The organism is Mycobacterium sp. NGS17 (assembly GCF_059813205.1).
On sequence record NZ_JCALED010000015.1, the window covers coordinates 47,830 to 70,384 of the forward strand.

Genomic DNA, 22,555 nt, shown 5'->3' on the forward strand with positions numbered 1-22,555 from the left:
GTGCGTTGGCGGCGAGAAAACGTGCGAATTCCCGCCGTGACGACACACTGAACGCTGCGCGGCACTTCGCGGCCAGGGGCCGCGCCTCGACGCTCGGCCGGGTCGCGCGGCCTGCCATTAAGCTGGCGCCATGCCCGCTCGCACCGCGCTCGCTCCCGGAGAGTTGTCCCCGACTCTTCCGGTGCCCAGCCGCATCCCGCGCCCCGAGTACGCCTGGAAGCCGACGGCCCAAGAGGGCAGCGAGCCATGGGTGCAGACCCCCGAGGTGATCGAGAAGATGCGCGTCGCCGGCCGGATCGCGGCCGGCGCGCTGGTGGAGGCGGGCAAAGCCGTCGCACCCGGGGTGACCACCGACGAACTGGACCGGATCGCCCACGAGTACATGGTCGACCACGGCGCCTACCCTTCGACGCTGGGTTACAAGGGCTACCCGAAGTCGTGCTGCACGTCGCTCAACGAGGTCATCTGCCACGGAATCCCGGATTCGACAGTGATCGCCGACGGCGACATCGTCAACATCGATGTCACGGCGTACATCGACGGGGTGCACGGCGACACCAACGCGACCTTCCTGGCCGGCGATGTCGCGCAAGAACACCGGCTGCTGGTGGAGCGAACCCGGGAGGCGACGATGCGCGCCATCAACGCGGTCAAGCCCGGTCGTGCGCTCTCGGTCGTCGGCCGCGTCATCGAGTCGTATGCAAATAGATTCGGCTACAACGTTGTTCGTGACTTCACCGGCCACGGCATCGGTACCACGTTTCACAACGGCCTGGTGGTCCTGCACTACGACCAGCCGTCGGTGTCCACCGTCATCCAACCGGGGATGACGTTCACCATCGAACCGATGATCAACCTCGGCGGGCTGGACTACGAGATCTGGGACGACGGCTGGACGGTGGTCACCAAGGACCGCAAGTGGACTGCGCAATTCGAGCACACCCTGCTGGTCACCGACACCGGCGTCGAAATCCTCACCTTGCCATGACGTTTGCTCCGATGACCGGAGCGTTGCTGGTCGCGGGCACCAGCTCCGACGCCGGGAAATCGGTGGTGGTGGCGGGCCTGTGCCGGTTGTTGGCCCGCCGCGGGGTACGCGTCGCCCCGTTCAAGGCGCAGAACATGTCCAACAACTCGGTGGTGACCGTCGAAGGCGGTGAGATCGGCCGGGCCCAGGCGATCCAGGCACGCGCGGCGGGTCTGGAACCCAGCGTGCGATTCAACCCGATCCTGCTCAAGCCGGGCGGTGACCGCACCTCGCAGCTGGTGATCAACGGTCAGGTCGCCGGCTCGGTCAGCGCGAAAAGCTATGTGCAGCATCGTGATCGGCTGGCCTCCATCGTGCTCGACGAATTAGCCTGCCTGCGCGAGGAATTCGATGCGGTGATCTGTGAGGGGGCAGGTTCGCCGGCCGAGATCAATTTGCGCGCCACCGATCTGGCCAACATGGGGCTGGCCCGGGCCGCGAATCTGCCGGTGATCCTGGTGGGGGACATCGATCGGGGAGGCCTGCTGGCGCATCTGTTCGGGACGGTCGCGGTGCTCGAACCCGACGACCAGGCGCTGATCGCCGGCTTCATCGTCAACAAATTTCGCGGTGACCCCGCGCTGCTCGAACCCGGGTTGCGTCAGCTGCACGACCTGACGGGGCGCCCGACCTACGGGGTGCTGCCGTACGCCGACGAGCTGTGGTTGGACGCCGAAGATTCGTTGTCGGTGGTCGCGCACCGCGTCATCGGCACGCCCGCGCCCCCGCGCGGTGACCAGTGGCTGCGGGTGGCCGCCGTTCGGCTGCCCCGCATTTCCAACTCCACCGACGTCGAGGCGCTGGCCTGCGAGCCGGGTGTGCTGGTTCGCTGGGTAGTCGACCCCGCCGACCTCACCGACACCGACCTGATCGTCGTCCCGGGCAGCAAGGCCACTGTCTTAGACCTGACCTGGCTGCGCGATCGCGGCCTTGGCGACGCGATCACCGCGCACGCTGCTACCGGGAAGCCGGTGCTGGGCATCTGTGGTGGATTTCAGATGCTGTGCAGTCGCCTAGACGATCCGGTGGAATCCGGAACCGCGGGCGTGCCGGGGCTGGGGCTGCTGGACGTCGACATCACCTTTCATCCCGACAAGACGCTGCGGCGCTGGCGGCAGCCGCTGAGCGGCTACGAGATCCATCACGGCCGGGTCGCCCGCTGCGGCGAACAGAGCTGGTTCGATGCCGGCGCGGATCCGCACCCGCAGGGCGTGGTGCGTGGCGCGGTGTTCGGGACCCATTGGCACGGCTTGCTCGACAACGACGAGTTCCGGCGCGGTTGGCTCGGCCGGGTCGCCGAGGCGGCCGGCCGCAGCGGCTTCGTGGTCGGCCACGTCGACGTCGCCGCGCGCCGCGATGCGCAACTCGACCTCGCCGCCGATCTGCTGGCCTGCCATCTCGACATCGACGGTATTCTCAGGTTGCTTGACGGTCCGCCGCCACGCCGGCCACATCTCGCAAGTCGCTTGCGGCCGTGAGTGATTCGCTGTCTTGGCGGCTCGAACGTCGCCGTTGACGACGCGGTAAAAACGTTAAGTCTCTGTATAAATTGCCCAGAATCGTCGCGCTCGCACGCCGCTTGGCTGTAGCGTGCTGGGGTGTCCTCGATGATGACCACGCTGGACGGGTTCCCCGTCCCGGTGGTTGTGGCCGGCCCGGAGACCGGCGTCGTCGTCGTCATATTGGGGGATGAGAACCGCATCCCGGCGGCGTATGACGCCGTCTGCGAGCGCCTGCACACCGCGTCGCTTCGGACGGTCGTGATCGGGTTCGATTCGCGGCTGACGCCCAAGTCGGTGATCGGCGTCCTCGACGCGCTGAGCATCGGGTGGGCCGTGGTGATGGGCGACCGCGCCGGCGCCGAACTCGCGTGGGAACTGACCGCAACCCGGCTCGGCCGTTTCGTCGGACTGGTGGTAGTCGACCGCGGCCACCCAAAGGCCGCCGACTACGAAGGCGCCATCACCGACGGACACTGCCCGCCCGTCGAGATCGGCACCACCGTGTTGGTCAGCTCGCCGGCCGCGCGGGCGGTGGCACAGGCCAGCCAGCGCTACGTCTACGCCGACTACCGGGTGGTGCACCTGGGGCGGCGCAGCGTGCAGGAGTCGACGGCGCAACTGGCCGCGGAGATCATTTTGCGCGCCAGCACCTGGTAGTGCCTGGTTGACTGACGGTCATGGCCAGTGAAGACAGTGCTGTGACCGATCCCAAGACCCAGATGCTGTCGTTGACGGCGCTCGAACGACTGGTGGACACCGGCGAGGTGGACACCGTCATCGTGGCGTTCGCCGACATGCAGGGCCGGCTGGTCGGGAAGCGGATCGACGCGCGGCTGTTCATCGACGATGTGGCCGCACACGGCGCCGAGTGCTGCGGCTATCTGCTCGCCGTGGACGTCGACATGAACACCGTCGGCGGCTACGCGATCTCGAGCTGGGACACCGGTTACGGCGACACGGTCATGACGCCCGACCTGTCCACCCTGCGGCGCATCCCGTGGCTGCCCGGTACGGCGTTGGTGATCGCCGACGTCGGCTGGGCCGACGGCAGTCCGGTCACGGTGTCGCCGCGGGCGATCCTGCGCCGCCAAGTCGACCGGCTGGCCGAACGCGGCCTGGCCGCCGACGTCGCTACCGAGCTCGAGTTCATCGTGTTCGACGAGCCCTACCGGCAGGCGTGGGCCAGCGGGTACCGCGGGCTGACCCCGGCCAGCGACTACAACATCGACTACGCGATCTCGGCGTCGTCGCGCATGGAGCCGCTGCTGCGTGACATCCGGCGGGGGATGATCGGCGCCGGCCTGCGCTTCGAAGCCGTCAAGGGCGAATGCAACAAGGGCCAGCAGGAAATCGGATTCCGTTACGCCGACGCTCTGGTCACCTGTGACAACCACGTGATCTACAAGAACGGCGCCAAGGAGATCGCCGACCAGCACGGCAAAAGCCTGACGTTCATGGCGAAATACGATGAGCGAGAGGGGAACAGCTGCCACGTTCACCTCTCGCTGCGTGACTCGCAGGGCGGCGCGGTGTTCGCCGATCCCAGCCGCCCGCACGGCATGTCGCCGGCGTTCTGCGGTTTCCTGGCCGGCCTGCTGGCCACCCTGGGTGATCTCACGCTGTTCTACGCGCCGAACATCAACTCCTACAAGCGATTCGCCGACGGCAGTTTCGCGCCCACCGCGTTGGCGTGGGGGCTGGACAATCGCACCTGCGCGTTGCGGGTGGTCGGTCATGGGCCCAGCACCCGGGTCGAGTGCCGGGTTCCCGGGGGCGACGTCAACCCGTATCTGGCGGTGGCGGCGATGATCGCCGGCGGGCTGTACGGTATCGAACGGGGCCTGGAGCTACCGGACCCCTGCGCCGGAAATGCGTACCAGACTCCCGGCGTCGAGCGGCTGCCCGGCACGCTGGCCGAGGCGGTCTCGGCGTTCGAGCGCTCGACGTTCGCTCGGGACGTGTTCGGCGACGACGTCGTCGCCCACTACCTGAACAACGCCCGGGTGGAATTGGCGGCGTTCAACGCGGCGGTCACCGATTGGGAGAGGATGCGTGGGTTTGAACGCCTCTAGATCGCCGCGCCCGGCTGCGCCGCGCTTGCGATCGCCACGGCGCCCGGTGGTCGGCCTGACGACGTATCTGGAGCAGGTGCAGACGGGCATCTGGGATATCCGCGCCGGATTCCTGCCCGCCGACTACTTCGAAGGCGTCGTTCAGGCCGGCGGGATCGCGGTGTTGCTGCCCCCGCAGCCGGTGGACGACGAGATCGTCGACTCCGTACTGGACGGCCTGCATGCGCTGGTGATCACCGGGGGATATGACCTCGACCCCGCCAGTTACGGTCAGCAACCGCACCCGACCACCGACCAGCCCCGCACCGACCGCGACGCATGGGAATTCGCGTTGTTGGGGGGCGCGCTGCGCCGGGGCCTGCCGGTGCTGGGAGTCTGCCGCGGGGCACAGGTGCTCAACGTCGCGCTGGGCGGCACCCTGCATCAGCACCTGCCCGACGTCCTGGGGCACAGCGGGCATCGGGCGGGCAATGGGGTGTTCAACAGGCTGCCGGTGCGCACCGTCGCGGGCACCCGGCTGGCCGCGCTGATCGGGGAATCCGCCGATGCGCCGAGCTATCACCATCAGGCCGTCGACCGGGTGGGCGACGGCCTGGTGGTCAGCGCGCGGGACGCCGACGGCGTCGTCGAGGCGCTGGAGCTGCCCGGGGACCGGTTTGTGCTTGCGGTGCAATGGCATCCGGAACAGTCGCTGGAGGATCTGCGGTTGTTCGCAGCCATCGTCGACGCCGCCCGGTCGTACGCGGGACGCGTGAGCTGAGTTGACCGCGACGCAGCTGATCAACCCGGCGACCGAGGAGGTGCTGCGCTCGGTCGAGCACGCCGACGTCGCCGCGGTCGACGACGCGGTCGGGCGGGCGCGGGCGGCCCAGCGGCGGTGGGCGCGGTTGTCGCCGGCCGAGCGGGCCGCCGGATTGCGGGCCTTCGCCGCCGCCGTCGACACCCATCTCGGCGAGCTGGCGGCACTCGAAGTCGCCAACTCGGGGCACCCCATCGCGGCAGCTGAATGGGAAGCCGGTCACGTCCGCGACGTGTTGAACTTCTACGCGGCGAGCCCGGAACGCTTGTCCGGCAAGCAGATTCCCGTGGCTGGTGGCCTGGACGTCACGTTCAACGAACCGATGGGCGTGGTCGGTGTGATCACCCCGTGGAACTTTCCGATGCCCATCGCATCGTGGGGCTTCGCACCCGCACTGGCCGCGGGCAACGCCGTGCTGATCAAACCCGCGGAGGCCACGCCGCTGACCACGATCCGGCTCGGTGAGCTGGCGGCGCAGGCCGGGCTCGACGCGGACCTGCTGCAGGTGCTGCCGGGGCGGGGCCCGGTGGTGGGGCAGCGGTTCGTGACCCACCCCGACATCCGCAAGATCGTGTTCACCGGTTCCACCGGCGTCGGCAAGACGGTGATGGCCGGTGCGGCCGCCCAGGTGAAGCGGGTGACCCTGGAACTGGGCGGCAAGAGCGCCAACATCGTGTTCGCCGACTGCGACCTCGAGCGCGCCGCCGCGACGGCACCGGCCGGGGTGTTCGACAATGCGGGCCAGGACTGCTGCGCCCGCAGCCGAATCCTGGTGCAGCGCAGCGTCTATGACCGGTTCATGGAGCTGCTCGAGCCCGCCGTCACCAGCGTCGTGGTCGGCGACCCGGCGTCCCGGGACACCGAGATGGGGCCGCTGGTGTCGGCCGCTCACCGGGACAAGGTGGCGTCCTATGTGCCCGACGACGCCCCGGTCGCGTTTCGCGGCACCGCGCCGGCCGGACGTGGGTTCTGGTTCCCGCCAACCGTTTTGACGCCGCAGCGCACCGACCGTTGCGTCACCGACGAGATCTTCGGCCCGGTCGTCACGGTGCTGCCCTTCGACGACGAGCACGACGCCGTCGCCCTGGCCAACGACACCAGCTACGGGCTGTCCGGATCGATCTGGACCGACGACCTGTCTCGCGCGCTGCGCGTTTCCCGGGCGATCGAATCCGGGAATCTATCGGTGAATTCGCACTCGTCCGTTCGCTACAACACGCCGTTCGGCGGGTTCAAGCAGTCGGGGCTGGGCCGCGAGCTGGGACCGGATGCGCCGCTGAATTTCACCGAGACCAAGAACGTGTTCATCGCGATCGAAGAGGAGTAGGCGGTGGCGGTCGATCTCACTGAACGATTGGCGGGCCGCGTGGCCGTCGTGACCGGCGCCGGCGGAGGTATCGGGCTGGCCGCGGCGCGGCGGATGCATGCCGAGGGCGCCACGATCGTCGTCGGCGACATCGACGGTGACGCCGGCGGCGCGGCGGCCGACGAACTGTCCGGCCTGTTCGTGCCCACCGATGTTTCCGACGAGGCCGCGGTCGATGCGCTGTTCGATGCCGCGGCGCGGGCCCACGGGCGCATCGACATCGCGTTCAACAACGCCGGCATCTCACCGCCCGACGACGACCTCATCGAGAACACCGAACTGCCGGCGTGGCAACGCGTCCAGGACGTCAACCTGAAGTCGGTGTACCTGTGCTGCCGGGCGGCGTTGCGGCACATGGTTCCCGCGCGGAAAGGCTCGATCATCAACACGGCGTCGTTCGTGGCCGTGCTGGGGTCGGCGACGTCGCAGATCTCCTACACCGCCTCCAAGGGTGGGGTGCTGGCGATGTCGCGCGAGCTGGGCGTGCAGTTCGCCCGGCAGGGCGTCCGGGTCAACGCGCTGTGCCCCGGCCCGGTCAACACCCCGCTGCTGCAGGAGCTTTTCGCCAAGGATCCCGAGCGGGCCGCCCGCCGGCTGGTGCACGTCCCGGTCGGCCGCTTCGCCGACCCCGGCGAAATCGCTTCCGCGGTGGCGTTTTTGGCGAGCGATGACGCGTCATTCATCACCGCGTCGACGTTCATGGTCGACGGCGGCATCAGCGCGGCCTACGTCACCCCGCTTTAACCTCCGTACGTGTCGGCCGCTTGGGTGCCGGGCGGCTCGCTGACCAGGTGGATGGGCTCGCCGACCCAGGCCCCGCGCAGCCGCTGCCGCGCGGGAGCCGCGGTTGTCCAAGTCCGCGGCACCGACAGCCCACCGACCGGCGTTGCCCGGCCCAGGCCGGCGCTGACCACGCTGGTGGCGGCCGGCTTTGGGAACAGCGAGTGCAGCGCCGCCGTTTTGTTCATCGCATTGAGGTGACCGATCGCGAAGTCCGACGGCGCGGTCAGTGAATTCAGCTTCGACAGCGTCGGGGTGACCGCGGCCAGCGACGCTGCGAACGTTGTCAGCGGTGACGACGACAGGCCGCGCAGCGCCCCAGGTATCACCGACATCACTTCGCGGCCCGCCGATGTGACGTCCGGCGCCGACCGGAGAGCCCAATTGCGTTTCGTCAAATGAACATTGCCGGGCGGAGCGGGGAAGGGAGCCAGGGTCACGGCGCGCGCCGCGGACCTCGCGTAGGCGCGCATGGCGTGGGCGTTCTGCACCCACATCGCGTCGTACTCGGCGTCGACGTTCGCGATCGCCGCGCTCTGGTGGCCCAGACAATTCGTCGACACCAGCGACCTTCGTTGCGTGCGGTTGCCGGCGATCGCCGGTGGCGGCACGGTCGCTGTGACGGCCGACCGATGCGCGCGGGCCGCCGCCTCGAGCCCGGTGGCCGCGCGCTCACTTCGGCCTGCGACGGCATCGAGCCAGTCCGAGTAGCGGGTCGCGGCTTGGGTGAGTGCCGCGCCCTCGGCGCCGCTCCCCAGCCGTGCCGTCACCGCCCGGCAGTCGGCCGCCGCGCTGAACAGCCGCGCCGCCAACGCTTCCCACGCCGCGGCGGCGCGCATCATCGATCCGGCGCCGGGGCCGGAATACATCAGCCCGGAGCTGGTCTCCGGAGGTAACGTCGCGAAATCCATTACGGCCTCCGCCTGCCTGTGGCGGTGTCGGTGCTGCCCGAAAACATGAGGGTCTTCTTTCACGAGATAGCCATGAGGGTTACGAGCCGCTGGGCGTGGGCGCAACGATCAGCGGCGGGCGACGCAGACCTCGGTCAAGATGTCTCGGTCGAACGCAATGGCCGCAGGTGCGCGGGATCGGGCGCCGCCGGGGGCGAACACGATCGGGGTGAACGACAATGGCACCGGCGTCAGCAAGGATTGCGCCGACAAGCGGTTCCAGGTGAGCGGTCGCTCTTTCGTCATCCACGCGCGGCCGAGCGGCTTCTTGTTGGTCTTGTTCGCCGGCGCCGAAGGCAGCGAAACGGTCGAGGCGGGCCGGCTGAGGGCGGCAAGGCGGCCGGGCATGGGTCCGGCGTGCGCGTCGACGGTTGACGCCGACCAAGCCGTCGGCTCCGGCGGTGCCGCCGCCGCGGCACTCTGTCGCAGCGCGGACCCCGTGGCCAGGGCGATGAACACTCCCAGAGCCGCGGCAACGGCGATGACACGCTGCCATCGCCGAGTTTCACCGACACCCCGGAAAGCCACAGTGCACCGAATGTACCGCGCCGAAATCGGTGAACGGTCCCAGCGAGCTGTGAGCTCGATCCGAGTCAGTTGTGTGTTCTACGCGCGAAAGGCGATGAGCGGAATCGTCATCTCCGCGGCCGTGGCCCCACCGTGGAAGCCGATCAGGCGAGACATTTCCGGAGGCTCATGCGCGCTGGCCAGCACCGCGGTGTCGCCGGAACAAACCACCACCACGTCGCCGAGCCGCTCGGCGTGTCGCGCGGTGACCGGCCCGAACATGCCGGAGGCCACGGCCTGCTCGCGGCTGTACACGGTGGCGCGTCCGTCCAGCAGCTCGCTCCACACGGCCTGCACGTCGCCGGCGGCGCCCGGCTCGGTGTGCAGATACCGGACCCGGGCCTCGCCGGCCACCACCCGGATCCCGTCGGCCAGCCTGGGGTCGGTGTCGAGGTCAACGCGGGCCTCGGGTGGGACGTTGATGCCCCCGTGATCGGCGGTCACCAGCACCGCGGTGTTCGCGGGCAGCGCGTCGAGCAGGCGGGACAGCAGCGCATCGACGTTCGCCGCCGCGGTGTGCCACTGGTCAGAGCCGATACCGAAGATATGGGCGGCGGTGTCGAGGTCCGCGGTGTAGCCGTACACCAGCCCGGGCGCCGCGCGCAGCTCGTCGGCCAGCAGCCGCGCGTAGTCGTCGGTGGGGGTGGCCGGATGCAATTCGGCGCCCCGGTACGCGGCCTCGGTGAGTCCGCTGCCGATGAACACCGCCGGCAGCACGGCGCGCGCGCTCACGCCGGCGTTCTTGAGCCGTTCGAACCAGGTCGGCACCGGCTGCCACAGGGCGGGGGGCGGGTCGTCACGCCACCGGACGTGGGTGAGCACCCGGTCGGTGCCGGGCACCCTCAGCGTGAAACCGAGGATGCCGTGCTCGCCGGGCAGCGCGCCGGTGCACAACGACACCAGGCTGGTCGGCGTGGTCGAGGGGAATGTGCAGTCCAGCTGGGTCAGCCGCCCGGTGGCGCCGCCCAGCACGGACGCCAGCAGCGGCGCGCCGCCGGCAAGCTGGGGCAGCAGGTGCCAGCCCAGCCCGTCCACCAGCATGACCAGGACCCGGTCGACGCGGGCGCCTACCCAGCCCGCCACCGCCAACTTGTCGACGGCATCCTCGATCTCGAGCAGGGCGGCCGCGGCGGGCAGCACGTCGCACAGGGAACCGGGCACCGGGCCAGTCTGGCACGAGGTTCTGGGGGGAAGTGTGGGCCAGACCGTGCCACGTGTTGTTGGACGGTACGTCGTCGCTGCTGCAGCCGACGATGGGCGAGATCGACGCGCGCTTCGCCAACGTGGCCAGGTGCAGGTTCTCAAACCGCTTGCCGCGGGGGGTCCATGTGTCATGACTCCCTCAACCGTTTCACGGCACAATGCAGGGGCCGCACCTTTTCGGGGCGGACTCATCGGTACTGATCTTCAAACACGGCCTGGTGATTGGTATAACGCGGTAGCCAGTTCAGCTCGCGTTTGGCCTTCGCATTGGATACGGCTAACTGAATGTAGCCGAATGTTACTGCGGCGTAGGGCGCGAACGGCTTGATCAGCCATCTCGGTACGGCGAGCGGTTTCGGGCGGTTGATCGTAGCGGCCAGGTCGTTCATGTACCTGCGGAAGCTGAGCGGCTCGTCGTCGACGATGTTGTAGATTTGTCCACCGCGTCCCCGGGTTAGTGCGGCTAGTGTGGCGCTCGCCGCATCTCCGATCTCCACCCACGAGAAGAGCGCTTTTCCAGTAGGTACGGGCATCGCCCATCGCTTCACCATCTCGGCCATCATTTGGGCGTGCGGAACCTCGGGACCGTGAAAAACGCCGTAGCGCAGAACGATTCCCTCGGTAGCCGTCGTCTGGCCCGATTCCAGAACGCGGCGTTCCATGTCCCGCCATTCATCGATGAATGGCTGACCTGCTTTGCCCAGCGGTGGTGGCCCAGAGTTGGGGTCGTCCTCGGTCAGCTGTCGGTCACCGTTGCGGCCGTACCCGTAGGCGAAGATCATTGACTCGGTGACGAAGCGCTTGACGCCGGCACTCTGAGCCGCGGGCAACAACGATGCGGTCATCGACTTCCACAGTTGCCGGGTCGAGTCAAAATCACTTAATTTCCTGACACCCCCGTCAGGCAATGTCATCAGCAGTGATACGACTGCGTCGGGCTCCACTTCCTTCAGCACCGCAACCATTTTGGGATGATCCGCCACGTCGGCAACGATTGATCGTGCACCGGCCTTCTCGATGAGCTTCGACTTTCCACTGACCGGGTAAGACCAACCACATCGTGGCCGGCCGCGACGCACTCGCGAACTAGCGGAAGCCCTACAACGCTCGCGGCACCGGCGATGAAGACCTTCAAAACGGCTGCTCCTTCCATGGGTTCAAATCGCGCCCGCTGTCGATGATCCCTAGCCGTGGCCAGATGTCGTTGTCATTTCGGGTCGCTCAGAAAGACTCTCGCGACTGATGACGAAGTAGGCCGGTCCGATGTGAGGTTGGCTTGAGCCCTCCGTTCGAAAGCGAGTATCGATAGTGGCGGTGCATGACGCTCCAACCCCTGGTGCGTCACAATGTCGAGCGCTGCGGCGTCATAGGTACGTGAATAGAAATGTGTTCGATCAGTGACGGGCAAATCGGCAACATCGCCCTTGACGGTCGACAAGGCCAGTTCGCTTCCGTGGCGGTGGGCTAGTTGATAGGCGACGAAGACTCGTGTTGGCGCAATCAACCCTCCGAGTTCGGCAAGGCGCTTAACGCGGCGGAGAACCTTGCCGAGTACGACATGTTGATCAACCTTGCGTACCGCATGCTCGGGTCGATGGCCGACGCCGAGGATGTCGCGCAGGAAACCTACGTACGCTGGTACAGCCTCTTGCCGACAGAGCGGCAAAACATCAAGACACCTGCCGCGTGGTGTGTACGGGTAGCTAGCCGGCTCTGTATCGACATATTGCGATCTGCGCGTCGACGCCGCGAACACTATATCGGGCCCTGGATCCCTGAACCGATATCCACGCGCGCCCACACGGAATCCAACTCTCTACCAATGGATCCGGCCGACCGCGTGACCCTCGACGAGTCAGTCGCGATGGCCGTTCTCATCATTCTGGAGTCGATGACCCCGGCCGAGCGAGTCTCCTTCGTCCTTCACGACGTCTTCCGTTATTCGTTCGGCGAGATCAGCGAGATCGTCGGACGCTCAGAAGTGGCCTGCCGACAGCTCGCCAACTCGGCGCGGCGTCGTGTCGAATCATCGCGGCCGGTCCCCACCGATGCGCGAAACCTCAGTACTGCGGTGAACCAGTTCAAGGCTGCCTTTGAGCACGGCGATGTCAATACGCTCATCTCGATCCTTGATCCCCAGGTGACAGCGGCTTTTGACGGTGGTGGGCGTGTGCGCGCGGCCTTGCGTCCTGTCATCGGCGCGGACAAGGTTGCCCGCTTGCTGTTCGGTCTCTTCCGCAGGCAACCACAATTCGACCTATCGGTGCGCAACGTGAACGGGGAACCGGGGCTGGCCGTCTCGCTGCACGGCTCGATCATCGCGGTGGCGGCGTTCGGCATCCGCGATGGTCTGATCAAGCAGGTATGGGTTGTAGTCAACCCCGCAAAGTTGCTGCGCTGGCAAGTGGACCAACCGGAAACATGACGAACAGCACATTCGGCGAAAGGACATCACATCTGCGGTGGCCGTCGCGTCGTTATGGATGTGAGCACAGCACTGCACCGTGGCCTTCTAGTTTTTCTCGCGGCTACCGGAGGTATCGCCGGATTCTGGGCGTATTTCGCGCCGTGCCACTGGTATAACAACTTCCCCGGCATGGGCCTGCGCTGGCTACCGCCGTTTGGACCGTTCAACGAGCATTTCTGCAAGGACATCGGCGCGATGTATCTCGCGCTCACATTGCTCAGCGTGCTGACCATCGTCCATATCACCAACACCACTCTGCGACGCGTCACCGGCGGTGCATGGATCACGTTCAATCTTTTGCACACCGCCTACCACGTGACCATGTTGCACATGTTCACTGCGCGCGACGCGATGCTCAACGTCGTCACGCTCGCGGCCGTCCTCGCAGCTTCCTTCGCGCTGCTCATACCCGTCCCCGAGCGCGTGCAGCGGTCCTAATTGGCGTAACTCAAGAGCCCGTCTCTTCGGCATCGGAAAGGAATCGCGTAATGAGTCAAGTCGACAACCGGCCCCCACCGCCCGCGGCGTTCTCCTACCTGCGCAACGTCGAAAGCAAGGGAGGTCGTGCGCTCAAACGCTACCTGGAACGCGCCGCAGGTACCGAACTATCGCTCTCCGACGACATAGTCGATAACTACGGAAGGTCGATGAACCAGGGTGACGAACTGGGCGACGCCTACATCGACGCCATGTTCACCGGACGCCGACGTAGCCAGTCTCGTTCGATGGTTGAGACGGCCCTCACGTCCGGCATTGAAAGCGTTACTGACGCGCCAGTCGAGTTGACTGCATTGTTCAAACAGATTGACACCGAACCGGATTGGCTGGACTGGGCCCTGGTGGAACACGGCGCGCAGGTGTTTCGCCAATACGGTATTGGCCTCTACGACTTCTTTGGCATGATCACCTTCACCGGATACCGGAACCCGACGGTGGCTAAGCCTCTCGTGCTGGCGCTTACACCGGCGGCACGGCGTTTGGTCGTTTTCTCGAGACCAGCCGCTTCTGGACCGATACGTCAGAGCCCGCCGCTCTGCGACCCGGTGGGATCGGCCGTCGCTCAGCGGTCATGGTTCGTCTGCTGCATTCCATCATTCGCAACCGACTGTTGCCGCATCCGGAATGGGATCGGGCGCGGCTCGGTATGCCGCTGAGCCAGGCCGACTCATTCGCCACACTGCAATCCGCCTCTTTTTACCCAGGGCAGGCATTCAAACGGTTTGGCTACCGCCCCAGCGACGACGACATCCTCGCGTGGATGCACCTATGGCGCTACATCGGCTACCTCATGGGTGTGGACCCGGAATGGTATCCCGCTACCATCACGGATGGCTTCCGTGCCCAGCTGCTGATCGCGTTGTCGAGCGCCAGCGAGGACAGCGGGGACTTTGTTTGCCTCACCCAGTCGTTCATGAACAACTATCGCCCTGCTGACGACGGCAATGCGCTGCACAAACTGAGAGGCGAGCTGTACTACAGACTGAAATTGGGACAGGCATGGTGTTACGTGCCCCGAGGCGTGTATCGGGCCGCCGGCCTTCCAGATCCCGGTCTGTGGCGATATGCCCCGTTCGCCGCCTTTGTACCCAACTACCTCCGCGAAACGGCGCGACTGCACATTCCCGGCGCCGCAACGCTGATCGATCGGCGCCGTCGCGCGGCCCGCGAGCGATGGCTGCGTATGCACCTCGAAGGTGGCGAAGCGACGTTTGCCCCGGTGGAAAAGCTGGCTCGCTAAACGTACTGAAAACATAAGGCGATTTGGGGGGCGGGGAATCCCCTCTGCGGCATTGTGTTCCGGCAATCTCCAAGTGGTGACGACGTAACCATGGCCGGGAGCGCGTCGATTGATCACGGCCTATCTGGCGACCTAGACGCCGATCGCCTCAGACGCGCGCCAGTCGCCGGCCGGTCACCAGCAGCTGCCGATCGGTGCTGTCCCTGAGCGCGCGAACCTGCGCCGGCGACAGCCGCCCGCACAACCGGCCCCAGTGCATCGCCACCACATCACCGGCGGCCACGTCGGGCACCGCGCTGTACCCGTCGGCCCACACTTCGAGGACGCGCGCCGACGGCGCCGACAGGGTGAGGGCCCGACCGTCCCACGCGAGCCTTCGGCACAATACCTCGACGCGGTCGCCGTCGCGGGAAAGCACTGTGCCGGAGGTGATCCGGCAGTTGTCGAGGACGTTAAGCGGCTGCTCGACATTGATTTTGCGGCCTCCGCCGCCTAAGAACCGCGTCCACGGATACACCCCGAACACGTGGAAGCAGTGGTTGCCGGCGGCCTCGCACGCCAGATCCGCGGTGAGGTGCGCCCAGTAGTGGCCCGCCTGTGGGCCGATGATCGCGAGCAGCGCGGCAACGAACTCCCGGGGGTCGAGGTCGGCGGCGACGCCGCCGCCGAGCCAATACGCCTCGACCAGACGATAATCCAGCGGGTCGGCGATGCCGGTGAGCTTTGACAGCACCCGCAGATACGGCCACGCGCCGGAGAATTTCGTTGTCGCCCTGCGCACCTCGGCGACCGAACCGTCGCGCAGGGTGGCCCCCAACGGCGGACCGCAATAGCCGAGCGCGTTGGGCGCATAGGCGTAGCGGGCGAACATCTCTGCGCCCTGGTCAGGGGTCAAGTGCGCCCCACCAGCTTGACGGCGTCGCGGTGCATGCGGCCGAAGTTGTAGTACGCCGCGCAAGCCCCCTCCGGCGAGACCATGCACGTCCCGATCGGGGTCTCCGGTGTGCATGCCGTGCCGAAGACCTTGCATTCCCAGGGCTTGAGCACCCCCTTGAGCACCTCGCCGCACTGGCAGGCCTTCGGGTCGGCGACCCGCACGCCGGGCATGGCGAACCGCAACTCGGCGTCGAACTCGGCGAAATCGTCGTGCAGCCGCAGCGCGCTTTGGGAGATGAAGCCGAGCCCGCGCCATTCGAAGTGCGGACGCAGCGCGAACACCTTGCCCATCAGCGCCAGCGCCGCCGGGTTGCCATGCTCGGGCACCACGCGCTTGTACTGGTTCTCCACCTCGCAGCGGCCCTCGCGGATCTGGCGCAGCAGCATCGCGACCGAGGCCAGCATGTCCAGCGGCTCGAAACCGGCCACCACCAATGGCTTTCGATACACCTCGGGAACGAACCGGTAGGGCCGGTTGCCCACCACGGTGGACACGTGGCCGGGGCCGATGAACCCCGACAGCCGCAGGTCCGGCGACTCCAGGATGGCCCTGATCGGCGGCACGATCGTGACATGGTTGCAGAAGACGCTGAAATTGGGCAGGCCCAACTCGCGCGCCCGCACGAGCGTCACCGCGGTCGACGGGGCGGTGGTCTCGAAACCGATGGCGAAGAACACGATTTGCTTGTCGGGATGGTCGACCGCGATCTTCAGCGCGTCCAGTGGCGAGTAGACGAATCGCACGTCGGCCCCGCGGGCCTTGGCATCCAGCAGGCTGCCGTGCGAGCCGGGCACGCGCATCATGTCCCCGAAACAGGTGAAGATCACGTCGTGCTGGCCGGCCAGCCACATCGCGTCGTCGATGCGGCCCATCGGGATCACGCAGACCGGGCAGCCCGGGCCGTGCACCAGTTCGACGTTGTCGGGCAGCAGGTGTTCGATACCGTGCCGGTAGATGGTGTGCGTGTGCCCGCCGCACACCTCCATGAACTTGAACTCCTCACCGCCTGTCCCGGCCAGGTGCTCGATGGCCGTCAGCAGCTTGCGCGCCGCAGCCGGGTCGCGGAATTCGTCAACGAATTTCATTGCCGCTCCTCGTTAAACGATGGCCGAAGAATCGAAGGCCTGCATTTCGGTGGCGTAGGCGTCACCGAGTTTCTTGATGGCGGCCAGGGTCAGCAGCGCCTCGGTCTCGTCGATCTTGGCCATCGCGAACCCGACGTGCACCAGCACCCAGTCGTCCGGTGCGGGCATGTCGTTCTCCAGCAGCCGGACACTGATCGCCCGCTGCACGCCACTGACGTCGACCTTGGCCAAACAGTTGGCGGGATCGGTGATCTCCACGATCCGGCCCGGAATTCCCAGACACATCTGATTACCTCCTAGCAGATCCGCGGCAACGGATCGCCGACGAGCATGTCGACGATGCGGGTGCCGCCGAACCCGGTGCGCAGCACCACGCTCTCGGCGGGTTCGGTGACGATTTGCCCGACCTCGGCCGCGTCGGCGCCCAGCGGCTGCGACCGCAACGCGGCCAGCCCGGCCTCGGCCTCCTCCGGCGCGACGACGGCCACGAATTTGCCCTCGTTGGCGACGTAAAGTGGGTCGATGCCCAGCAATTCGCAGGCGCCATTGACCATGGGCGCCACCGGAAGTCGCTCCTCGTCGAGCAGCACCCCGAGGCCGCAGGCCTGGGCCAGCTCATTGCACACCGTCCCCACGCCGCCCCGCGTCGCGTCACGCATCCATCGGGTGGACGGGGCGGCCGCCAGCAACGACTCCACCAACGGGCTGACCGACGCGGTGTCGGAGGCGATGTCGGCCTCGATGGCCAGGTCGCCCCGCGCGAGCATCACCGCCATGCCGTGATCGCCCATCGACCCCGACAGCAGCACCTTGTCCCCGGCCCGCACCGACTGTGCCGACAGTGTGCGGCCCGCCGGGATGACGCCGGTTCCGGCGGTGGTGATGAACAGTCCGTCGGCCGCGCCCTTGGGTACCACCTTGGTGTCGCCGGTGACGATTTGCACGCCGGCCGCCGCGGCCGCGGCGGCCATGTCGGCGACGATCTCCCTCAATTCCGCGATGGGGAAACCCTCTTCGAGCACGAACGCCGCCGAGATCCAGGACGGCACGGCACCGGCCACCGCCAGGTCGTTGCAGGTGCCGTTGACGGCCAGTTCGCCGATGGACCCGCCGGGAAACCGGCGGGGCTGCACCACAAAAGAATCCGTCGACATCGCCACCCGCTCGCCGCTGGGCAGGGCCAAAACGGCGCCGTCGCCCAGCGATTCGAGCAACGGATTGCGGAACGCCTCCACGAAAACCGCGTCCACCAGCGCCGCCGACGCCTTGCCGCCCGCCCCGTGCGCCAGCGTCACATGGTCGTCGAGGAGTCGGGGGCGACGCCGGCGGAACGACTCGATCCGCTCGATCACGTCGCCTTCGCCGAACCGCGGTCCCGACGAAAGGTAGTCACCCGCCGGCCTGTTCATCATGCCGCCCCCAAACCTTGGTCGCCGCCCAGACATTCGTGAACCGCCAGCCACAACTGATACCCCAGCAGCGCCTGCGATTCCTGGATCCGGTGCACGCTCTGCGAACGAACGACGAAGCAGGCGTCCACGTTCGGGTTGTCCACGAACGCGCCGCCGTCGTAGCCGGAAAACCCGATGGTGTACAGGCCGCGGTTGCGCGCCTCGGCCAGCGCGGTCAACAGGTTGGGCGAATTGCCACTGGTCGAAAGAGCGATCGCGATGTCGCCGTCCCTCGCGCGGGCGATCAGCTGCCGCGCGAACACCAACTCGAAACCGACGTCGTTGCCCAGTGCGGTCAGGATCGCCTGATCGGCTGTCAGCGACCACGCCGGAAGCGGCTTGCCGAGCGGTGGCCGCGCGAACAATCGCGCCAGCGTGGTGCAGTCGGTGCAACTGCCGCCGTTGCCGAAGGTGAACATCCTTCCGCCGGCGGCGAATCGGCGCGCCACCTCGGCGGCGGCCGACTTCAGCAGGCCGGCGTTGGCTTCCAGCGTGGCGCGCCGCAGCGCCACGCTTTCGGACGCCTTGGCCTGCGCGGACGCGGCCAGGTCGGCGAGCAGCGCGGAGGCGTCGTCCTCTTCGGCGTCGATGAACGGATACAGGAAGTTGGTGGGTTCGTCGGTGGGGCTCATGAAACGTCCTCCTCGTCGATGCGGCCGATCGCCGTGCCGGCGTGCACCAGCACCAGATCGCCGGGCGCGACGGGATCGACCAGTGTGGTGACCACGTCTTCGAGTCCCCGCGCCGTGCGTACCCTTGCCTCGCCGTCGACCGGCGCGCTCACGACCTCGCCCGGTCGGCCCTCGTCGCTGCACGTGACACACGCCCCGTTGTCGTCGTCGGGCTTGAGCAACCCGGAATGCTCGAAACACACATGGGTCAGCTCCCACAACAGGTGGTAGAACAGCACGAAGCCACCGGTGGCGGGCACGCGCGGGTCGGGATCATCCAGCCACAGCACGTGATCCGCCGCGCCCGCCGCGGGCGGCGCGCCGCTGCCGATCCAGATGGTGGTGGCGCCCCAGGCCGGGCCGCGTCGCATCACCGAGCGGACCTCCGCATTGTCCGCTCCGGCGATCGCGACCACGATGTCGCCGGGCCGAACCGATACCCGCACCAGGTCAACCAGATTGGGCCCGGTCAGCGCGACGGCCGGCAGGGCCCGCTTGCCCATGATGACCGGATGGACGAATTCGACCGCGATGTGCAGCGCGTGGGGTTCCCACGATGGCGCGATGGACCACATCGTGGCGCCCGCGGCGAATCGCTTGGCCAGGGTCAGAGCGGTGGCGGCGAGCTCTTCGGCCAGTTCGGAACTCAGCCCGCGATCGATGGCGGTGGTGATCATCGCGCCGACGCCTCCTCCATTGCGGTCAGCACCGCGACCGCGGCCTGGCCCAGGGCCAGCCCCCCGTCATTCGGCGGCACGATGTGATGAGTAAGAACCTCAAAGCCGTTGTGCCGCAGCAGTGCACGGCACGCACCCAGCAACAGGACGTTCTGAAACACCCCGCCGGTGAGACCCACCAGCGTGGTGCCGCCCGCCACCAGGGCGACGGCCTCGGCGACCGCGGCGGCGACGGCCCGGTGAAACGCCGCGGCGAGCACCGGCGATGAGGTCCCGGCGCGCAGGGCCGCGACCATGGCCCGCACCATCGGGGCCGGATCGATCACCCCGTCGGGGCGCACGACGAGCGGCAACACCGGCTGTGTGCCCGTTTGACCGGCCGCCAGCGCCTCGAGCTCGATCGCGGCCTGCCCCTCGTAGTCGATGCGGTGCCGCACCCCGAGCAGGGACGCGACCGCGTCGAACAGCCGGCCCATGCTCGAACACGGCACGCAACCCGCCCCTGTCTCCAATTGCGAACGGATCAGCTGCAATTCGTCGCCGGTGGCGGCCGCCACCGGCGCCAGGCCGGGGGTCCAGTCGACGCCGGCCATCCACAACTGGGCCAGCGCCATCCGCCAGGGGTTACGCACCGCCGCGTCCCCACCCGGCAGCGGTACCGCCGCCAGGTGTCCGGCCCGGACGAAACGATGGCTTCGGGTGTCGAGGGTGAGAATCTCACCGCCCCAGATCGTTTCGTCGCTTCCGTAGCCGGTGCCGTCGAAGGAGACCCCGACGATGGGTTCGCCGAGGCGCCCGTGTTCGGCCAGCAGCGACACCACGTGGGCGTGGTGGTGCTGGACCAGATCCAGCGGGCGTTCGTCCGCCTGACGCTCGGCCCAGTTTCGGGTGTGATAGCCCGGATGCAGGTCGGCGGCCAACCGCACTGGCCGGCCGCGGATTTCGCTGAGCTGGCTCACCGCCCGCTCGAACGCGCGCAGCGTCTCCCAGGTTGCCATGTCGCCGATGTGGCCGGACAGGTAGGCCCGGCGGCCGTCGGTGAGGCAGAAGGTGTTCTTCAGTTCGCCGCCCACGGCCAGCACGGCGGGGGCCTGGAGCTTCAAGTCGATCGGCAGCGGCGCGTAGCCGCGGGACCGGCGGATCGGCAGCTCGGTGGCCCCGCCCTCGTCGTGGACGACGCGCACCACCGAGTCGTCACACGGCACGTGGATCGGGCGGTCATGATCGAGCACGGCGTCGCACAGCGCCGGAAGCCGTTGTGCGGCATCGTCGTCGGTGAAGCAGATGGGTTCATCGGAGCGGTTGGCACTGGTCAGCACCAGCGCATCGGGTGCAGGCCCGCAAGCCCCGGGGACCGGCGCCAGCAGCAGGTGATGGAGGGGGGAGTACGGCAGCATCAGCCCGAGCAGCGGGCTGCCGGGCGCGACCGCCGCGGCGACCGGAGCGCCGGCGCGCCGCCGCAGTAACACGATCGGGCGGGCCGGACTGGACAGCACCGCGGCCTCGGCGTCGTCGACGTGGGCGTAACGTCGCGCCACGTCGAGATCGCGCACCAGCATGGCGAACGGCTTGGCGCCACGCGCTTTCCGCGCGCGCAATGCGTCCACCGCCGCCTCGTCGTCGACCGCGCAGGCCAGGTGGTAGCCGCCGACGCCCTTGATGGCCACCACGGCACCTGATGCCAGCGCGACCTGCGTCGCGGCCAGCGCCGCGTCCGCCCCGCTCACCCGGCCGGCCGGCGATGCGAAGCAGAGGCTCGGCCCGCAGTCCCGGCAGGCAATCGGCTGCGCGTGGAATCGCCGATCCGCCGGATCGTGATATTCGGCGGCGCAGCGCGCACACATGGCGAACCCCCACATCGTGGTGGCCGGCCGGTCGTACGGAAGTTGTCTGATGATGGTGAACCGAGGCCCGCAGTTGGTGCATGTCACGAACGGATGCCGGTAGCGCCGGTCGAGCGGATCGAACAGTTCGGCGATGCAGTCGTCGCACACCGCGATGTCGGGTGGGATCGGGCTGGTCGCGCCGGTGGCCGATTGGCTTGGCACGATCCGGAATTCGGGCCGGCACGCGGGGTCGGCGGCGACGCCGGCGACGCGCACGTCGGTGATCCGTGCCAAGGGCGGGGCCTCCGCACGCAGCCGGCGGGTGAATTCCTTCAGCGCGGCGGGCCGGCCCTGCACCTCGAGAAACACCGCACCCGAGTCATTACCGACGAATCCGGCCAGACCCAGTTCGGTCGCGATCCGGTGCACGAACGGACGGAAGCCGACCCCCTGCACCACGCCGGTCACCGTGACGCGCTGCCGAGTGTAAGCGGTGCCGTGACGCAACAGCAGTGGGGTATCGGTCATCTCAACCGGCTCCCGGGTGCGGTGTCAGGTCCGTGCGGCCGCGGCCCATCAGTTCCAGGCCCGCCATGGCCCGTTCGGCCCCGGCCTGGTCGGTCTTCTCGACGACGAAGCCCATGTGGATGATCACCCAGTCGCCGGGCGCGAACGTCTCTTCCGGCAACATGCCGACGTTGACCTTGCGCTGTTCACCGGCGACGTCGACGAGCGCGAGCTGTCCCTCGAAACCGTCCAGCATTTCGATGACCTGTCCGGGTATGCCCAAACACATGGCTCAGCACCCCTTTTCGGCCGCCGACGGCGCGGCCTGCAACGCCGCGACGATCTCTTCCACCGCCCGCGCCGCCCGGGGGACGGCCTGCGCGACCGGTTCGGTGAGGCCGATGCCCTCCTGGACGCTGCCCGCCTCGCAGCCGACCACCACGGTGTAGGGCGGCCGGCCGCCCAACGCTCGCAGGCTGGCGAAGACCGCGGCCGGGTCCATGCTGTGCCCGTCAAGGCCGTCGGGCCCGGACGGCGACTCGGGGTCGGCCTGAAAGACGTGCAGCGTGCCGGGATGGCCCCGGCTCGGCACGGCGTCGACCAGGACCAGCGTGTCCCACTCTTCGAGCAGGTCATACGCGAGGTGCATGCCCCGGATTCCGTAGTCGATGACCTGGACCGTCGGATCGTCCTGGGGCAGGTCGGCATTGCGAACGACTTCCGAGCCGAACCCGTCGTCGCCCAGGAAGATATTGCCGATCCCGGCTACCAGGATGCGCGTCGTCATAGTGGCACTCGCGTCGGTTACATCCGCCTCAACTTGAGATAACGTCGGGCGTCCGGAACCGATATCGCGCCGAGCGCCAGCCCGATCGCTGCCACCAGCGCGACGATGGCGATGAAGATCCAACCGAGGACTTCCATAGTGAA

Annotated in this window: 23 protein-coding genes and 1 pseudogene; 10 read left to right on the forward strand and 14 right to left on the reverse strand. The window is 67.7% G+C overall.

Going from position 1 to position 22,555, the window contains the following annotated elements; genetic code table 11:
• Positions 1-130 precede the first annotated feature (130 nt).
• From map to AC5Y7E_RS23635, 7 genes are all read left to right on the forward strand, one after another.
• Positions 131-988, forward strand: a complete 858-nt coding sequence (map, locus tag AC5Y7E_RS23605) for a type I methionyl aminopeptidase (RefSeq protein WP_499919183.1) — start codon at positions 131-133, stop codon at positions 986-988.
• An 11-nt stretch (positions 989-999) separates the two neighbouring features.
• On the forward strand, positions 1,000-2,505 hold the full coding sequence (locus AC5Y7E_RS23610; protein ID WP_499919811.1) for a cobyric acid synthase: 1,506 nt from the start codon (positions 1,000-1,002) through the stop codon (positions 2,503-2,505).
• Positions 2,506-2,634: 129 nt separating this feature from the next.
• Complete coding sequence (locus AC5Y7E_RS23615) at positions 2,635-3,186, forward strand: alpha/beta hydrolase (protein WP_499919812.1); 552 nt, start codon at positions 2,635-2,637, stop codon at positions 3,184-3,186.
• Positions 3,187-3,206: 20 nt separating this feature from the next.
• A complete protein-coding gene (locus tag AC5Y7E_RS23620) occupies positions 3,207-4,601 on the forward strand; it encodes a glutamine synthetase family protein (protein ID WP_499919184.1) in 1,395 nt (464 codons plus the stop codon).
• Positions 4,567-5,361 carry a gamma-glutamyl-gamma-aminobutyrate hydrolase family protein gene (locus AC5Y7E_RS23625; RefSeq protein WP_499919813.1) on the forward strand — a complete coding sequence of 265 codons (795 nt, stop codon included), beginning with the start codon at positions 4,567-4,569 and terminating at the stop codon, positions 5,359-5,361. Before AC5Y7E_RS23620 ends, AC5Y7E_RS23625 begins: the two co-directional genes overlap by 35 nt.
• A 1-nt stretch (position 5,362) precedes the next feature.
• Positions 5,363-6,727, forward strand: coding sequence for an aldehyde dehydrogenase family protein (locus AC5Y7E_RS23630; RefSeq protein WP_499919186.1), 1,365 nt, complete (start codon positions 5,363-5,365; stop codon positions 6,725-6,727).
• Between the two features lie 3 nt (positions 6,728-6,730).
• A complete protein-coding gene (locus AC5Y7E_RS23635; RefSeq protein WP_499919187.1) occupies positions 6,731-7,510 on the forward strand; it encodes a 3-oxoacyl-ACP reductase in 780 nt (259 codons plus the stop codon).
• Here the strand turns inward: AC5Y7E_RS23635 and AC5Y7E_RS23640 are convergent.
• The 4 genes from AC5Y7E_RS23640 to AC5Y7E_RS23655 all read right to left on the reverse strand — a co-directional run bounded on the left by AC5Y7E_RS23640 (position 7,507) and on the right by AC5Y7E_RS23655 (position 11,249).
• Positions 7,507-8,457 (reverse strand): PPE family protein, encoded by a 951-nt coding sequence (locus tag AC5Y7E_RS23640; protein ID WP_499919189.1) that lies wholly within the window; start codon positions 8,455-8,457, stop codon positions 7,507-7,509. The genes AC5Y7E_RS23635 and AC5Y7E_RS23640 overlap by 4 nt on opposite strands.
• Before the next feature lie 108 nt (positions 8,458-8,565).
• The gene (locus tag AC5Y7E_RS23645; RefSeq protein WP_499950909.1) at positions 8,566-9,024 is read right to left on the reverse strand and encodes a hypothetical protein; all 459 of its coding nucleotides are present in this window, start codon (positions 9,022-9,024) and stop codon (positions 8,566-8,568) included.
• Positions 9,025-9,102: 78 nt separating this feature from the next.
• The gene (locus tag AC5Y7E_RS23650) at positions 9,103-10,224 is read right to left on the reverse strand and encodes an alkaline phosphatase family protein (protein ID WP_499950910.1); all 1,122 of its coding nucleotides are present in this window, start codon (positions 10,222-10,224) and stop codon (positions 9,103-9,105) included.
• A gap of 230 nt (positions 10,225-10,454) precedes the next feature.
• The gene (locus tag AC5Y7E_RS23655) at positions 10,455-11,249 is read right to left on the reverse strand and encodes an NAD-dependent epimerase/dehydratase family protein (protein ID WP_499950912.1); all 795 of its coding nucleotides are present in this window, start codon (positions 11,247-11,249) and stop codon (positions 10,455-10,457) included.
• A gap of 485 nt (positions 11,250-11,734) precedes the next feature.
• Between AC5Y7E_RS23655 and sigJ the strand changes: the two genes are divergently transcribed.
• From sigJ to AC5Y7E_RS23670, 3 genes and pseudogenes are all read left to right on the forward strand, one after another.
• Positions 11,735-12,691, forward strand: a complete 957-nt coding sequence (sigJ, locus tag AC5Y7E_RS23660; RefSeq protein WP_499950913.1) for an RNA polymerase sigma factor SigJ — start codon at positions 11,735-11,737, stop codon at positions 12,689-12,691.
• 60 nt (positions 12,692-12,751) lie between these two features.
• Positions 12,752-13,171: a hypothetical protein gene (locus AC5Y7E_RS23665; RefSeq protein ID WP_499950914.1), complete on the forward strand. Its 420-nt coding sequence runs from the start codon at positions 12,752-12,754 to the stop codon at positions 13,169-13,171.
• A gap of 592 nt (positions 13,172-13,763) precedes the next feature.
• Positions 13,764-14,471, forward strand: a pseudogene (locus AC5Y7E_RS23670) (oxygenase MpaB family protein); the annotation flags it as partial.
• Positions 14,472-14,619: 148 nt separating this feature from the next.
• Here AC5Y7E_RS23670 and AC5Y7E_RS23675 read toward each other — a convergent pair.
• Genes AC5Y7E_RS23675 through AC5Y7E_RS23720 form a run of 10 tightly spaced genes read right to left on the reverse strand, consistent with a single transcriptional unit; the run spans position 14,620 to position 22,549 of the window.
• The gene (locus AC5Y7E_RS23675) at positions 14,620-15,366 is read right to left on the reverse strand and encodes a DUF6390 family protein (protein WP_499950915.1); all 747 of its coding nucleotides are present in this window, start codon (positions 15,364-15,366) and stop codon (positions 14,620-14,622) included.
• A complete protein-coding gene (gene hypD / locus AC5Y7E_RS23680; protein ID WP_499950916.1) occupies positions 15,363-16,493 on the reverse strand; it encodes a hydrogenase formation protein HypD in 1,131 nt (376 codons plus the stop codon). Before hypD ends, AC5Y7E_RS23675 begins: the two co-directional genes overlap by 4 nt.
• A 12-nt stretch (positions 16,494-16,505) precedes the next feature.
• Complete coding sequence (locus AC5Y7E_RS23685; RefSeq protein WP_499919202.1) at positions 16,506-16,778, reverse strand: HypC/HybG/HupF family hydrogenase formation chaperone; 273 nt, start codon at positions 16,776-16,778, stop codon at positions 16,506-16,508.
• Positions 16,779-16,789: 11 nt separating this feature from the next.
• A complete protein-coding gene (hypE, locus tag AC5Y7E_RS23690; protein ID WP_499950926.1) occupies positions 16,790-17,902 on the reverse strand; it encodes a hydrogenase expression/formation protein HypE in 1,113 nt (370 codons plus the stop codon).
• Positions 17,902-18,576: a D-sedoheptulose-7-phosphate isomerase gene (locus tag AC5Y7E_RS23695; protein ID WP_499950917.1), complete on the reverse strand. Its 675-nt coding sequence runs from the start codon at positions 18,574-18,576 to the stop codon at positions 17,902-17,904. Before AC5Y7E_RS23695 ends, hypE begins: the two co-directional genes overlap by 1 nt.
• Complete coding sequence (locus tag AC5Y7E_RS23700) at positions 18,573-19,292, reverse strand: HypC/HybG/HupF family hydrogenase formation chaperone (protein ID WP_499919209.1); 720 nt, start codon at positions 19,290-19,292, stop codon at positions 18,573-18,575. Before AC5Y7E_RS23700 ends, AC5Y7E_RS23695 begins: the two co-directional genes overlap by 4 nt.
• Complete coding sequence (gene hypF, locus AC5Y7E_RS23705) at positions 19,289-21,646, reverse strand: carbamoyltransferase HypF (RefSeq protein WP_499950918.1); 2,358 nt, start codon at positions 21,644-21,646, stop codon at positions 19,289-19,291. Before hypF ends, AC5Y7E_RS23700 begins: the two co-directional genes overlap by 4 nt.
• Before the next feature lies 1 nt (position 21,647).
• A complete protein-coding gene (locus AC5Y7E_RS23710) occupies positions 21,648-21,914 on the reverse strand; it encodes a HypC/HybG/HupF family hydrogenase formation chaperone (protein WP_499950919.1) in 267 nt (88 codons plus the stop codon).
• A 3-nt stretch (positions 21,915-21,917) separates the two neighbouring features.
• Positions 21,918-22,412 (reverse strand): hydrogenase maturation protease, encoded by a 495-nt coding sequence (locus AC5Y7E_RS23715; RefSeq protein ID WP_499950920.1) that lies wholly within the window; start codon positions 22,410-22,412, stop codon positions 21,918-21,920.
• Positions 22,413-22,429: 17 nt separating this feature from the next.
• Positions 22,430-22,549 (reverse strand): DUF6893 family small protein, encoded by a 120-nt coding sequence (locus AC5Y7E_RS23720; RefSeq protein WP_499919218.1) that lies wholly within the window; start codon positions 22,547-22,549, stop codon positions 22,430-22,432.
• Between the last annotated feature and the right edge of the window lie 6 nt (positions 22,550-22,555).

What these genes read in the sequence shown, in the direction of transcription:
- map (WP_499919183.1), top strand. Translation starts at nt 131, where the DNA reads ATGCCCGCTCGCACCGCGCTCGCTCCCGGAGAGTTGTCCCCGACTCTT.
- AC5Y7E_RS23610 (WP_499919811.1), top strand. Translation starts at nt 1,000, where the DNA reads ATGACCGGAGCGTTGCTGGTCGCGGGCACCAGCTCCGACGCCGGGAAA.
- AC5Y7E_RS23615 (WP_499919812.1), top strand. Translation starts at nt 2,635, where the DNA reads ATGATGACCACGCTGGACGGGTTCCCCGTCCCGGTGGTTGTGGCCGGC.
- AC5Y7E_RS23620 (WP_499919184.1), top strand. Translation starts at nt 3,207, where the DNA reads ATGGCCAGTGAAGACAGTGCTGTGACCGATCCCAAGACCCAGATGCTG.
- AC5Y7E_RS23640 (WP_499919189.1), bottom strand. Translation starts at nt 8,457, where the DNA reads ATGGATTTCGCGACGTTACCTCCGGAGACCAGCTCCGGGCTGATGTAT.
- hypD (WP_499950916.1), bottom strand. Translation starts at nt 16,493, where the DNA reads ATGAAATTCGTTGACGAATTCCGCGACCCGGCTGCGGCGCGCAAGCTG.
- AC5Y7E_RS23685 (WP_499919202.1), bottom strand. Translation starts at nt 16,778, where the DNA reads ATGTGTCTGGGAATTCCGGGCCGGATCGTGGAGATCACCGATCCCGCC.
- hypE (WP_499950926.1), bottom strand. Translation starts at nt 17,902, where the DNA reads ATGAACAGGCCGGCGGGTGACTACCTTTCGTCGGGACCGCGGTTCGGC.
- AC5Y7E_RS23695 (WP_499950917.1), bottom strand. Translation starts at nt 18,576, where the DNA reads ATGAGCCCCACCGACGAACCCACCAACTTCCTGTATCCGTTCATCGAC.
- AC5Y7E_RS23700 (WP_499919209.1), bottom strand. Translation starts at nt 19,292, where the DNA reads ATGATCACCACCGCCATCGATCGCGGGCTGAGTTCCGAACTGGCCGAA.
- hypF (WP_499950918.1), bottom strand. Translation starts at nt 21,646, where the DNA reads ATGACCGATACCCCACTGCTGTTGCGTCACGGCACCGCTTACACTCGG.
- AC5Y7E_RS23710 (WP_499950919.1), bottom strand. Translation starts at nt 21,914, where the DNA reads ATGTGTTTGGGCATACCCGGACAGGTCATCGAAATGCTGGACGGTTTC.
- AC5Y7E_RS23715 (WP_499950920.1), bottom strand. Translation starts at nt 22,412, where the DNA reads ATGACGACGCGCATCCTGGTAGCCGGGATCGGCAATATCTTCCTGGGC.
- AC5Y7E_RS23720 (WP_499919218.1), bottom strand. Translation starts at nt 22,549, where the DNA reads ATGGAAGTCCTCGGTTGGATCTTCATCGCCATCGTCGCGCTGGTGGCA.